This window comes from Empedobacter sp. GD03739 (genome assembly GCF_029843245.1).
GTDB classification, from domain to species: domain Bacteria; phylum Bacteroidota; class Bacteroidia; order Flavobacteriales; family Weeksellaceae; genus Empedobacter; species Empedobacter falsenii_B.
On the sequence record NZ_JAOCHX010000022.1, the window covers coordinates 42,705 to 55,694 of the forward strand.

General features: G+C 31.4%; 16 protein-coding genes and 5 tRNA genes. 2 read left to right on the forward strand and 19 right to left on the reverse strand.

What is annotated here, in order from left to right; translation table 11 throughout:
• The first annotated feature begins 82 nt into the window (after window positions 1-82).
• Window positions 83-985 carry a ketopantoate reductase family protein gene (locus N5E64_RS08840; RefSeq protein ID WP_280037134.1) on the forward strand — a complete coding sequence of 301 codons (903 nt, stop codon included), beginning with the start codon at window positions 83-85 and terminating at the stop codon, window positions 983-985.
• Window positions 986-1,021: 36 nt separating this feature from the next.
• On the opposite strand, the gene N5E64_RS08845 is transcribed toward N5E64_RS08840, so the two are convergent.
• From N5E64_RS08845 to N5E64_RS08900, 12 genes are all read right to left on the reverse strand, one after another.
• Window positions 1,022-1,936 (reverse strand): hypothetical protein, encoded by a 915-nt coding sequence (locus N5E64_RS08845; RefSeq protein WP_280037136.1) that lies wholly within the window; start codon window positions 1,934-1,936, stop codon window positions 1,022-1,024.
• A gap of 47 nt (window positions 1,937-1,983) precedes the next feature.
• Window positions 1,984-2,058, reverse strand: a tRNA-Pro gene (locus tag N5E64_RS08850).
• Between the two features lie 22 nt (window positions 2,059-2,080).
• A tRNA-Ser gene (locus tag N5E64_RS08855) sits at window positions 2,081-2,164 on the reverse strand.
• A gap of 19 nt (window positions 2,165-2,183) precedes the next feature.
• A tRNA-Arg gene (locus N5E64_RS08860) sits at window positions 2,184-2,257 on the reverse strand.
• A gap of 24 nt (window positions 2,258-2,281) precedes the next feature.
• Window positions 2,282-2,356: transfer RNA gene (locus tag N5E64_RS08865), tRNA-Pro, on the reverse strand.
• A gap of 51 nt (window positions 2,357-2,407) precedes the next feature.
• Window positions 2,408-2,482: transfer RNA gene (locus N5E64_RS08870), tRNA-Pro, on the reverse strand.
• Window positions 2,483-2,542: 60 nt separating this feature from the next.
• Window positions 2,543-3,727, reverse strand: coding sequence for a tryptophan synthase subunit beta (gene trpB, locus N5E64_RS08875; RefSeq protein WP_125349944.1), 1,185 nt, complete (start codon window positions 3,725-3,727; stop codon window positions 2,543-2,545).
• Between the two features lie 12 nt (window positions 3,728-3,739).
• Entirely contained in the window at window positions 3,740-4,411 is a 672-nt protein-coding gene (locus tag N5E64_RS08880) for a phosphoribosylanthranilate isomerase (protein WP_280037139.1), read from the reverse strand.
• Window positions 4,408-5,193 (reverse strand): indole-3-glycerol phosphate synthase TrpC, encoded by a 786-nt coding sequence (trpC, locus tag N5E64_RS08885; RefSeq protein WP_125349946.1) that lies wholly within the window; start codon window positions 5,191-5,193, stop codon window positions 4,408-4,410. Before trpC ends, N5E64_RS08880 begins: the two co-directional genes overlap by 4 nt.
• Entirely contained in the window at window positions 5,190-6,176 is a 987-nt protein-coding gene (gene trpD / locus N5E64_RS08890; RefSeq protein WP_125349947.1) for an anthranilate phosphoribosyltransferase, read from the reverse strand. The genes trpC and trpD overlap by 4 nt, the downstream gene beginning before the upstream one ends.
• Before the next feature lie 4 nt (window positions 6,177-6,180).
• On the reverse strand, window positions 6,181-6,744 hold the full coding sequence (locus N5E64_RS08895) for an aminodeoxychorismate/anthranilate synthase component II (protein WP_280037140.1): 564 nt from the start codon (window positions 6,742-6,744) through the stop codon (window positions 6,181-6,183).
• A gap of 3 nt (window positions 6,745-6,747) precedes the next feature.
• The gene (locus N5E64_RS08900) at window positions 6,748-8,142 is read right to left on the reverse strand and encodes an anthranilate synthase component I family protein (RefSeq protein WP_125349949.1); all 1,395 of its coding nucleotides are present in this window, start codon (window positions 8,140-8,142) and stop codon (window positions 6,748-6,750) included.
• 253 nt (window positions 8,143-8,395) lie between these two features.
• Here N5E64_RS08900 and N5E64_RS08905 point away from each other — a divergent pair, with 253 nt between their 5' ends.
• Window positions 8,396-9,172 (forward strand): enoyl-CoA hydratase/isomerase family protein, encoded by a 777-nt coding sequence (locus N5E64_RS08905; protein ID WP_125349950.1) that lies wholly within the window; start codon window positions 8,396-8,398, stop codon window positions 9,170-9,172.
• Window positions 9,173-9,245: 73 nt separating this feature from the next.
• Here N5E64_RS08905 and trxA read toward each other — a convergent pair whose 3' ends face one another.
• From trxA to N5E64_RS08940, 7 genes are all read right to left on the reverse strand, one after another.
• Complete coding sequence (gene trxA / locus N5E64_RS08910) at window positions 9,246-9,602, reverse strand: thioredoxin (RefSeq protein ID WP_219033921.1); 357 nt, start codon at window positions 9,600-9,602, stop codon at window positions 9,246-9,248.
• 234 nt (window positions 9,603-9,836) lie between these two features.
• A complete protein-coding gene (locus tag N5E64_RS08915) occupies window positions 9,837-10,472 on the reverse strand; it encodes a suppressor of fused domain protein (RefSeq protein ID WP_280037142.1) in 636 nt (211 codons plus the stop codon).
• A 232-nt stretch (window positions 10,473-10,704) separates the two neighbouring features.
• Window positions 10,705-11,004: a hypothetical protein gene (locus N5E64_RS08920; protein WP_280037144.1), complete on the reverse strand. Its 300-nt coding sequence runs from the start codon at window positions 11,002-11,004 to the stop codon at window positions 10,705-10,707.
• A 67-nt stretch (window positions 11,005-11,071) separates the two neighbouring features.
• On the reverse strand, window positions 11,072-11,617 hold the full coding sequence (locus N5E64_RS08925) for a toxin-antitoxin system YwqK family antitoxin (protein ID WP_280037145.1): 546 nt from the start codon (window positions 11,615-11,617) through the stop codon (window positions 11,072-11,074).
• Window positions 11,618-11,628: 11 nt separating this feature from the next.
• Window positions 11,629-12,090 (reverse strand): hypothetical protein, encoded by a 462-nt coding sequence (locus tag N5E64_RS08930; protein WP_280037147.1) that lies wholly within the window; start codon window positions 12,088-12,090, stop codon window positions 11,629-11,631.
• 64 nt (window positions 12,091-12,154) lie between these two features.
• Window positions 12,155-12,469 carry a hypothetical protein gene (locus tag N5E64_RS08935; RefSeq protein ID WP_280037148.1) on the reverse strand — a complete coding sequence of 105 codons (315 nt, stop codon included), beginning with the start codon at window positions 12,467-12,469 and terminating at the stop codon, window positions 12,155-12,157.
• Window position 12,470: 1 nt separating this feature from the next.
• A partial coding sequence (locus N5E64_RS08940; protein WP_280037150.1) for a hypothetical protein occupies window positions 12,471-12,990 on the reverse strand: 520 nt, incomplete at its 5' end.

Consider the following 12,990-nt stretch of genomic DNA (forward strand, 5'->3'; position numbering starts at 1 on the left):
CGAAATATTAAATTTTTTCAAAGACTTTAATTCGTAAATGTTGTAGATTTTATTTTAAATTTATCTTCTAAATAACAAAAAAATGAAATCAATTTATTTTCTTGGATTGGGAGCTTTAGGAGCAAAATATGCAGCGAGTTTTTATGAATATAATCCAGAAATTGTAAGTGTAATTGTAGATGAGGAGCGAAAAAATCGATACGAAAAATCGCAAATTTTTGTGAATGATAAAGCGTATGATTTTAATTATGTCACAAAAATCGAGGAGAATAATTATCCAGATTATATATTTTTAGTCGTTAAAAGTTCACATTTACAGCAAGCGATAGAAGATATGAAGCCTTTTGTTGGTGAAAACACAATGATTGTAAGTTTGATGAACGGAATTTCTTCTGAACGTGTTTTGGCAGATCATTTTGGATGGGATCGTGTGGTGAATGCAGTTGCATATATGGATGCTGTAAAAGTTGATAATCGCGTGACGTTTTCGAGTATAGGAAAAATTATTTTTGGGAAAATGGATTCAATTAATCATCATAAATTAGTCGATTTACATGAATTGATGAATGTTGCTGAAATTCCAAATCAATTATCGGATGATATTCAGAAAGCGCAGTGGGCGAAATATTTGGTAAATGTTGTCGGAAATCAATTGACGTTTTTGTTGGAGTTTCCATATGGACAATTTCGTACCAATCAACATCTCGAGGTTTTAATGGATATGATTTCTAATGAAGTTCTTGCAGTTGGGAATGCACATGGAGTTGCAATTGGTCAAGAAGAAGTGGATCGAATGAAATCTACGATGAAAATTGTGGATGAATTTGGTAAAACTTCGATGTTACAAGATCGCGAAGCAAAACGATATTCGGAAGTGGATGAATTTGCAGGCGAAATTATCAGTTTAGGAAAACAATATAATATTCCGACACCTTACAACGAGTTCATTTATAATATGGTAAAATCAATCGAAGAAACATATTAAAATAGTCATAAAGTCATTCAATTTTGGATGACTTTTTTATTTGAAATCAATCGCTTTTGGATAAGCAACTTTCTGAATAATATAAATCGATAGCATAAAAAATATACTCATGATTAATGTTGCAACAGGTAAATATTTTATCGAGTCAGAAGGTAAAATCATTGGTAAAATAACCATTGCAAAAGCAGGAGGTAAGCGTAAATCTGTTAATTTCAAAATAAACATTACGATAATCAAATCGATCAAGCCAATGATTAACCAATTATCAAGATAATGCATTGTTAAACAACCAGCCATTGTAGCCATGAACATTACAAGAATACGTTTTAGACGTACGGTTAATTTTAATGTTGGATTATTTAAAGATTCAAAAGAAATTACGATAATAGGTGGAATAGCAGAGAAATGTGCAAAACCGCTAAAATAACAAGCTGTAAACCAAACTACACATAATCCGATTAACCATCTGTTATGGCTTGTATAAATCATTGGAACCGCATTTTCAGTTGGTTTTAGTTTGAATATTTTTATTGATAGAAAAAGTAAAAAGACAAATAGAAATATCGCATATAGAAATACAAAAGATTCTGTATTTGTAACAATTGGTAATAATCCCGTAGCTAATGCTGGCGCAAGTTGACTTTTAAAAATTTTCAAGACAATTAACATCGCAACTAATACCAATGCTAATTTGAATGAAAATATAATTGGTAAAAAATTAATTCCAAATCCTAAAATAGCGGTTATGGATGGAAGTAAAAAAATATGAAATGGTCGTTGTAGCCATTTATTTTCTCGAAACGTTAAAATTCCGACAGATAATGCAGCAACTTCTGGTAAAATAATTTCTTTATCATCATAAATCATTGCTGTTCCAATCATGATTAAAATAAATAGAAAAGCGACAGAGTATGAGACAAAAGATTCTTTATTACCTAAGATAGATTTCATGAAATAAATGTATAAAAAAAACCTTTGCAAATATACAAAGGTTTTTGTCGGGGTGGCAGGATTCGAACCTGCGACCTCCTGCTCCCAAAGCAGGCGCGATGACCGGGCTACGCTACACCCCGATTCGGTCATTCAAAAAAAATGCGGAGAGACAGGGACTCGAACCCTGGCATCGGTTTCCCGATGACAGATTAGCAATCTGCTCCATTACCGCTCTGGCACCTCTCCTGGTTTTTAATAAAACGTGTGATCCAGTCAGGATTCGAACCTGAGACCTACTGCTTAGAAGGCAGTTGCTCTATCCAGCTGAGCTACTGGACCGATCCAAAAATTCATTGAATTTTGTCGGGGTGGCAGGATTCGAACCTGCGACCTCCTGCTCCCAAAGCAGGCGCGATGACCGGGCTACGCTACACCCCGATTCGGTCATTCTTTTACCATAAATCTTTCTATTTTCGGATGAAAATTTTGTCGGGGTGGCAGGATTCGAACCTGCGACCTCCTGCTCCCAAAGCAGGCGCGATGACCGGGCTACGCTACACCCCGATAGATTTCATTATCGTGGGTGCAAATGTAAGGTGATTTTTGAAAATTAACCAAATATTTTTAAGAATATTTTTCGGAAACTTTCATATATGTTTCTAAATCTTTATCTCCTCTTCCTGAAAGATTCAGAATCACAATGTCTTGCGGTTTAAAATTAATTTTTTCTAAAGCAGCTAAAGCGTGAGAAGATTCTAATGCAGGAATGATTCCTTCCTCTTTTGTCAACATAAAAGCAGCTTCCAAGGCTTCATCATCTGTTGCATTTAAGAATTCAGCACGTCCAGTTTTGAACAAATGCGCATGTAAAGGACCAACGCCAGGATAATCTAATCCAGCCGAAATTGAATAAGGTTCAACAATTTGTCCATCTTTATCTTGCATCAATAATGTTCGACTTCCGTGAATAATTCCTTCTGTTCCTTTGATAGTTGTAGCAGCAGTTTCTCCAGATTCTACGCCCAAACCTGCCGCTTCAACCGCGATTAATTTGACAGAATCATCATTTAAAAAATGATAAAAAGCTCCCGCAGCATTACTTCCGCCACCAACACAAGCAATCACGTAATCAGGATTTTCTTTCCCATATTTCTCTTTCATTTGTGCTTTAATTTCTTCTGAAATAATCGCTTGGAATTTCGTTACCATTGCTGGATAAGGATGAGGACCAACTACAGAACCAATGATGTAAAAAGTTTCAGGATTATTGATCCAATAACGAATCGCTTCATTTGTTGCATCTTTCAAGGTTTTACTTCCTGAGGTTGCTGGAATAACTTCTGCACCTAACATTTTCATTCGTGCAACATTTGGTGCTTGACGAGCAATGTCAATTTCTCCCATAAAAACGATACATTCTAATCCCATCAACGCACAAACAGTAGCAGTTGCAACACCATGTTGTCCAGCACCAGTTTCGGCAATAATTTTGGTTTTACCCATTCGTTTTGCTAAAAGAGCTTGACCAATCGCATTATTGATTTTATGTGCACCTGTATGATTCAAATCTTCACGCTTTAATAAAATATTGGTGTTATATCTTTTTGAAAGATTTGGTGCAAAATACAATGGACTTGGTCGACCAACGTAATCTTTTAATAACAAATTAAATTCATTTTTGAATTCGTCTGTATCGATATATTGTGCTAAAGCTTCAGATAATTCTTCACAATTATGATGTAATAACTCTGGGATAAATGCTCCTCCAAATTCACCATAAAAACCTCTTTCGTCAACTTCGTATTTCATTTTGTTTCTTTTTTAATTTTGTTCAATTCGTCCATCAATTGTATCGATAAACTGTTTTACTTCGTCAGTTTTTTTTATTCCTGGTGCTGACTCAAAACCACTATTGATATCAAATCCAATACATTTCGGATGCTGAAAATTTTTCAAGATAAATGCATCTTCAAGTGTTATTCCGCCACTTAATAAAAAGGGTATTGATAACTGATAATTTGTTAACAATTGCCAATCAAATTTCTTTCCAGTTCCTCCGTAATTATTTGATTTTGTATCGAAAACAAAACTATCAATAACTTGTTGATAAGTGGTTAATTGTTGAAAATCTTCAATCGATTTTATGCCAACAGCTTTCCAAATTTTAAAGTCTAAAAAGCTTTCATCAGTTAGTAATCGTTGATGTTTTCGATTGATTAATTCTTCACAAAATCTTGATGTTTCATCACCATGCAATTGCACAACATCTAATTTATATTGTTCAACTTTTTCAAGAATATTTTCAATAGATTCATTCACGAAAACACCAACTTTTTCTGCATTTGGAAAAACTTCAAAAACAGATTCATCTTCTACAAATCGTTTTGATTTTGGATAGAAAATAAAGCCAACATAATCAGGTTCGACTGCTGCAATTTCTTTGAAATTTTCGATGTTATTATTTCCGCAAACCTTTACTTGAAAACGTTTCATTTTGATTCTTTTACAAATTGCTCAAATGCTTGAGATGGATTATCTGCTTTCATAAAATTTTCACCAATTAAAAATGCCTGAAATCCAGCTTGTCTTAATTCTTTTACTGTTTTAGGATCAGAAATTCCACTTTCCGCAACTTTAATTAAATCGGTTGGTAATTGTTTCAAGATTTGTTTTGATTTTTCAATATCAACTTCGAAATTTTTCAAATTACGATTGTTAATTCCAATCAAATCAATGAATTCATTTACCTTTTCTAATTGATCTTCTGAATGTAATTCCAATAAAACTTCTAATCCAATTCCCTTAGCAGTTTTAGCTAAATTATAGACTTCGTCTTTTGTTAAACATTCTGCAATTAATAACATCAAATCTGCACCAATCGCTTTTGTTTCGTACACTTGAAATTCATCAACAATAAAATCTTTACGCAAAACAGGAATATTCAACACTTCTTTTGCTTGTTTTAAATCATCAAAACTTCCGCCAAAAAATTGCTCATCTGTTAAAACAGAAACGACAGAAGCACCAAACTTTTCGTAACCGGAAACAACTTCTTTTACATTTGCGTCTTTGTTAATAAAACCTTTCGATGGTGATTTTCGCTTAAATTCTGCAATAATTCCAGATTTTAATTTATCTAAAATTGAAGCTTTTGTAGATTTAACAGGAAGCAAAAAATTTTCTGAATTTCTAAAACTTTCTATTGATTGAGTTTTCTGTTTTTCTAAAATTTCAATACGTTTTTGCGCGACAATTTCGTCTAATATCGTTTTCATGGTTTCATTAATTTTTGGAATACATTCAATGCTTTTTTACTGTCTAAACTTTCGTTCGCAATTGCTACACATTCGATTAAATCTTTGGTTGGATAAATTGTTTTAAGCGCTAAAGCAGCATTTGCTAAAACAACTTCTTTTTGTGCTTTAGTTGAATTTCCTTCTAAAACGCTCAAAAATATTTTTGAATTTTCTTCGATTGATTTTCCTCCTTTTATCTCATCAGGTTGAAGAATATTTAAACCAAAATCTTTACTTTCTAAAACAAATTCCCCCGAATTATTGAACACTTTTGTAGGCGATGTCAACGAAACTTCATCATAACCAGCCAACGCAGTCGAAATCGAATATTTCACGCCCGAATTTTGCATCACATAATGATATAATCGAGCAGTTTTGACATCATATGTTCCTAAATTTTGAAATTCTGGTTGAACAGGATTCACCAAAGGCCCCATTAAATTGAAAAATGTTTTTATCGCCAAACCTTTTCTAATCGGAGCAACTTTCGCTAAAGCCGGATGAAAGAGTGGCGCATGTAAAAATGTAATTCCAACTTCTTCGAACTCACGTTTTAATTTATCTTGATTAACAGAAAATTCGTAACCAAAATTATCCAACATATTCGAAGAACCGCTTACAGACGACGTTCCGTAATTTCCTTGTTTAATAATTTTCTCTCCAGCTCCAGCCAAGACAAAACAACTCAATGTCGAAATATTAAAAGTGTCTTTTCCGTCACCGCCCGTTCCTACAACATCAATCGCTTGCTTTGGTAAATTAACTTTGATGCATAAATCTAACAACGCTCGACGATATCCTTTTAATTCTTCCAACGTAATGTTACGCATATTAAAAATGGTCATAAATGAAGCTAATTCGACAGCCGAATATTTTTCTTCCGAAATTTCCACCATAATTTGATAGGCTTCATTTTCGCTCAAAGTATAATTTTCGAATAATAAATTTAATAATTTTTTCATCGTTTTAAGCTTCTAACCAATTCTTAATCATCTCATCTCCAAGTGGTGTTAAAATAGATTCTGGATGAAACTGAACACCGCGAACATCATACGTTTTGTGACGTAAAGCCATCACTTCTCCTTTTGGACCAACTGCTGTAATTTCTAATTCTTCAGGAAAATCTTCATTTGAAACTACCCAAGAATGGTAACGTCCAACTTCTAATTTTTTTGGTAAATTATGGAATAACACTTCGTCTTTTATTACTTCAATTTTAGATTCAACTCCGTGAAAAACTTCTTGTGTATTTAATAATTTCCCTCCAAAAACTTCTCCAATTGCTTGTTGACCTAAACAAACGCCAAAAATAGATTTTGTTGAAGCATATTTCTCGATGATTGGTTTCAATAAATTGGCTTCATCAGGAATTCCTGGGCCAGGAGAAAGTAATATTTTATCATAATTATTTACTTCTTCCAAAGTGATTCCATCATTACGAACAACTGTAATATCATCGGCGAATTTCTTTAGTGAATGCACTAAATTATAGGTGAACGAATCGTAATTATCGATAACTAAAATTTTCATAGTTTATAGGTTTTGAGCGATTTCTATTGAGCGACGAAGCGCTCCTAATTTATGATTGACTTCTTGTAATTCATTTTCTTCGACCGATTTGGAAACAACTCCAGCGCCAGCCTGAAAATATAAGGTATTTTGTTTGCTGACGAACGTACGAATCGCAATCGCCATATTGATATCTCCGTTAAAACCTAAATAGCCAATTCCACCACCATAAACGCCACGATTTTGATTTTCGTAACCGTCTAACAGTTCCATTGCTTTGAATTTTGGTGCGCCAGAAAGTGTTCCAGCCGGAAAAGAGTCTGCAAAAACTTTCATCGTATTTACGCTTGGATCCAATTGAGCAGTTACTTTTGAAACCATGTGAATCACATGCGAGAAATACTGAATTTCTTTGTATTGTGCGACTTTTACATCAGCAGAATTTCGACTTAAATCATTGCGAGCCAAATCGACCAACATCACATGCTCTTCATTTTCTTTTGGGTCAGCAATTAATTTTTCGGTCAATTCTTTGTCCAAAGTTGGACTTCCAGTTCTGCGAACTGTTCCTGCAATAGGATGAATTTCTGCATGATTATTATTAATGATAATTTGCGCTTCTGGTGAAGATCCGAAGATTTTATAATTTCCGTAATCGAAATAAAACAAATAGGGCGAAGGATTTACAGAGCGTAAAATGCGGTAAACATTAAATTCGTCACCCGAAAATTTTTGTTTGAATTGACGAGAAGGAACAATTTGGAAAACATCTCCACGGAAACAAGATTGTTTACATTTTGTCACCATTTCTTTGAATTCATCATCTGTTAAATTCGATTGAATTTCACTTTCTACATTAAATGGATATTCAACAATTGATTTGTTATGAACAACACTTTTAATTTCAGAAAATTTAGAATCTATTTCATCATTTTGAAATTCGATGAATTGAATTTCATTGTGAAAATGATTGAACACCACAATATTTTGATAGAACGAATACGAAAATTCTGGAATCGTTGCTTCGTTTCCTTTTGCTGAAAATTTTACTGTTTCAAAATGTGGAATCGCATCCCACGCAATGTATCCAAATAAACCATTTACAAGTAAATCTTCTCCATTTTGAATCATAAACTGACTTGTGAATTTTTTGAATTTTTCTGTCAATTCTTGACCATTCAACGCATATTCTTTTGTTTCTCCATTCGCGTACGTTTCATTCACAATTCCGTTTGTAACCTTAAAAGTTGCGATCGGATTTAGACAAATAAAAGAGTTAGCATCTGTCTTAGAATGATAGTCAGAACTCTCTAATAATAAGGCATTCGGATAAATATCTCGCAATTTCAAATAAAGCTGAACAGGAGTTGTTAAATCGGCTAAAACAGTTTCTTTCTGTATGTTAAAAGTTAAATTCATTTGTTAAATATTTAGGTTTAGAGCACAAAAAAAGGCTTGTCGGTTACGACAAGCCTTTTCTACATATAACTGCATAGAGGTCTCACGAACCAACGTTTTGTTGTTCGATATTCCACCACCAGTTATTTGTAAATAATGTTTTCATTGGGACAAATTTAGAAAGGATTTTGAATTGTACAAATTATTTTTTGATAAATTTTTTAGTTGAGTGAACAATTGATATTTTTGAGTGAATAATAAAAACACAAACAAAATGGAATATAATTATAACAATCTGATTGTTGAAGTAGAAAATAAAATTGCATTAGTTACCTTAAATCGTCCACAAGCATTAAATGCATTGAACAAAGATTTATTAGATGATATTTCAAACTTTTTTACAGACGCAGATTCTGATCCCGCTATTCGAGTAATTATTTTAACAGGTTCTGGTGAAAAATCTTTCGTTGCTGGTGCTGATATCAAAGAATTTGCAAGTTTTGATGGTCGTCAAGGTGAACAATTAGCTGCAAAAGGACAAGAAAATGTTTTTGATAAAATTGAAAATTCTAAAAAACCTGTAATCGCCGCAGTGAATGGTTTTGCTTTAGGAGGTGGTTTAGAATTAGCGATGGCGTCTCATTTTCGTATAGCATCAACCAATGCAAAATTAGGATTACCAGAGGTTACATTAGGTTTGATTCCGGGTTATGGAGGAACGCAACGTTTGCCAAAATTAATTGGAAAAGGTCGTGCAATGCAGGCAATTATGACAGCAGATATGTTTACAGCTGAACGCGCGTATGAAATTGGTTTAGTGAATGAAGTTGTTGAGCAAGCTGAATTAATTGATCGAGCAAAAGAAATTGCGACTAAAATTTCAAAAAATTCTTCTGTAGCGATTCGTCACGCGATTCGAGCAATTAATGCGTCAGATAAAGACAATGGTTTTGAAGTTGAAATTGAAAGTTTCGGAAATTTATTTGACGAAGAAGATTTCAAAGAAGGAACAACTGCTTTTGTAGAGAAAAGAAAACCTAATTTTAAGTAAATTTACATAAGCAAAAAAATCCGCTCAATGAGCGGATTTTTTAATCGACTTTGGCTGCAAAGCAAACCTATTTTTAAATATATTTTTTGATTTCTGCCACCAATTGTTCTTTTGGCCTTGCTCCACTTTGTTTCCATAATAATTCACCATTTTTGAAAATAGCAAAAGTCGGAACTCCTTGCACTTGATATCGTGCAGCTAAATCTTGATATTTATCAACATCCACTTTTAGGATTTTGACATCACCTCCCAATTCTTCTTTCACTTGTTGCAAAATTGGCCCCATCATTTGACAAGGACCACACCAAGTTGCAAAAAAATCTAACAAAACTGGTTTATCTGAATTAATAATTTCTTCAAAAGTCATCGTTTTTGATTCTTCTTGGTTATTTGATTGATTTTTATTTCGGTTGAATAAATTTTTAAACATCTTTATTTTTTCTTCTTAAATATACTAAAAAAGCACTTCCGAAGAAGTGCTTCATAATTAGTTTTACTAATTATTAACCTAACCTATGAAAAATTTATTCTACTGTTAGTGCTACTAACACTTAGATATAATCAAAACAAATACCAAATTTAAAATACTGACAATCTGTTTTTTACATTTAACATAATTTAAGAAATAGGTTAACGCAAATATGTTTTATTTTAAAAATTTCTACTATAATTCACACACAAATTTTGGATTAACTGACTTTATTTCAGCTATCACTGACATTATTTCTTCTTTGGTTGAATTCTCTTCCAATCTTTTCAATTGTTCCGAATTCAAACCAATCATTTGTATAAATATCACTTTACCATGAGGCGTATCAATTTCATCTAAATCATCATCCTTGATAAAAGCCAAACCAACAATGTCCGTTTCCGAATCTGTACGAATTGGACCTCCTAATGGTAAAAATTGGTATTCATCAAACCAAACTTTTGTTTCGTTCACGAATCGTCCCAAATTATTCATTAATTGAACCACCCAAAAAGGATCTTCACCATTATCATCTTTAACAGGTTTCACACGGAAAGAAAACTCAAATCCCCACTTACTAAAATCCGCTCCTACACTTTCCTCAGAATAGTATAAATGAGACATTCCGTAACTCACCAAATGATAATAACCATTGACATCAAAAACCGCAACTCCATCAATTGGATCATCACCTCCTTGAAAAGACATCACTTGAGGCGAATAAAAACGAGGCTCTAAAGTCCCATAAACTTCTTTTAAGCGATTTTCGATCGCAATTGCACCAACCGCTTGATCTGATTTATATTGTTTTTTGTATTCTTCTAAATTCATGATGCAAAAATAGTTTATCCAATCTTAATTCTCAGTTAAAGACATAAAAAAAGAGAGCTTCTTGTTAGAAACTCTCTTTGTAGTAGCGAGGACCGGACTATATTATATTCTCTGTATCTCTCTCTATCACTAAGATTTCTTCATCTATATTTTTTATGTATGCCTAATTGTATGCCTTTAATATGGTTTACTAATAGAAACACCTAATTATTTACCAGGAGTTATAAAAATACTACATTGACACAATTGAATTAACTACCAAGTTCTGAATCTTAACATCTGATTTTATGTAATAGTTTTTAATTATCAAATAGTCATCTGTATTATATCTTTCAATTTCCTTTGTTGATTTAATCAATATACATACTAATATATCCCAATAAAAGATAAACTCTATTTCAATATCTTTAAAATTGTTGCCTACGTAAAGATAACTATCATAACCAATAATTCTATCATTTAATACCTCAACTTCAAACTCAATTTCTTCATAATACATCCCTAGTTTAAATGGTATGTATATTTTGTTCATTTGTATTTCATTTTAAAGAAAAAACCACTCTTTAATTGAGTGGCTTTATATTTCATTAAATGATATCTTATTCTGTTTTTAATTGACCATTTTCGTAATATTCCCTTATTATAGCAATAGGTTGACCATTTTTATAATTAGATTCATATTTTAACTGCCCATTTTTATAATAAACTTTTACTATTCCATCTTCTTTATTATTTTTATAGTTCACTTCTGAAGATAATTCTCCTGATTCAAGATAATACTTTGATAAACCTTCTTTCTTATCATTAATTAAATTCGACACAACCATTAATTTACCATTTTCATAATAAACTTTATGCTCACCTTGCGCTTTACCATCAATAAAATTTCCTTCAAATCTTAATACTCCATTTTCAAAATATTCTTTTCCAACTCCATTAGGCTTACCATTTTGAAATTTAGCTTCAAACTTTAATTGACCATTTTCATAATAAGTTTTATCAATACCTGTAAATGGTTCATTAGAATTAGCTTCATATAGAACCCCATCCTTTTCAACATGTTTTTGTGAATCCTCTTTTTTAGTTTCGCTACAACTAATAACATTTAAGATTATTATTAATATCAATGCTAATTTTCTTTTCATAGTTTTTATTTTTAATTCATAAACATTTCATTTGACAACCCTTCACCTTCATCATTCCTTATACTTTCTAAGAAAACTGTATATCTACTTGAAGTATGTCGTGGTAAGTTTGAGAAATCAGTAATTTTTTTTGAAGTTACAATTATGTACATTGTATTCTTATCACTTTTATCTTTACTTGTTCCTAGTACAGAACAAAATCCTTCTGGAAATGATATTATTTCTTCTTTATGAGAGTTTAATTCGTACACTAAACTATAACCTATTTCTTCTAATAGCTTTTCTTCAGAAATACCATTATGAAGTTTTTCACCTACCAGAGCAGATAAATCAAAAAAATCTTCTGTTAATTGATATTGAAATTTTTGAGGTTCAAATTCTTCTTTTAATACAAAACCCTTATTTCCAGACTCAAACAAGGTATAAAAATATTCATCTTTATTAGGATTGTTATTTAACAAGTTGTCTGCCATTTGTTTACATATTGAAGCTATTCATATATAGTGAGTCTCAAAAAAAATAATCATTTGAAAAAACCTACCAACTTTTTCTATTTTTTCTTACACTTTTATAATTAATCATTTGGCTTTTAATATAATTAGTCATGATTATATTAAGAACTTCGGATTCTTCATCTTTATTCTCAAATAATAATTTAAGATTTATCCTAGAAGATTTGCTTAGATTTTTAGCATTTTCCAACATTAAAAAAGCAACTTCATCACAAATAGTAAAATCTTCTATTTCCTTAACACACCAACACAAATAACCAAAATCATTATCTAGTATATATTTAATATTTTTTCCGTTATATTTTCCAAAATTAACAGAACTATTTAATTGATACTCCATTCTAATCTAAATTCCAAAATACATCGTTCATAGTTTCAAAATCATTTGTACCTGAAACATCTCTCAACCAATCATTACGGTTGTAATGATCATTATCATCAAAACAATTTTCTTCTTCTATTGGTTTATTATATTCTTTTATATAATTGTATATATTCTTAAAATTTGCTTTATTAGAAAATACTATTTCGTAAGTTATTTCATCATTTAATAAATAATTCAAAAAAGAATCTTTTACTATGTTTTTAAATGTGAAGCAGTTTTCTTCAGAATTATACATAATATTAATTTTATCTAAATTTAGATTAAAGTATTCCTCTTCTAAATAATCACTAATTTTAATCTTCTCATCTAAATAATTATAATCAAACAAAAAATTTCTATAATTATTAGTAATCTCAATTGATTTAAATACTTTATATTGAGAATGGAAAAAAGAAGGAGGAAGTACAAACCAATTTAATTCCCGTAAAGCCCATTTTATATATTCAAAATCTATTTTATTTTTAACAATCTTAATC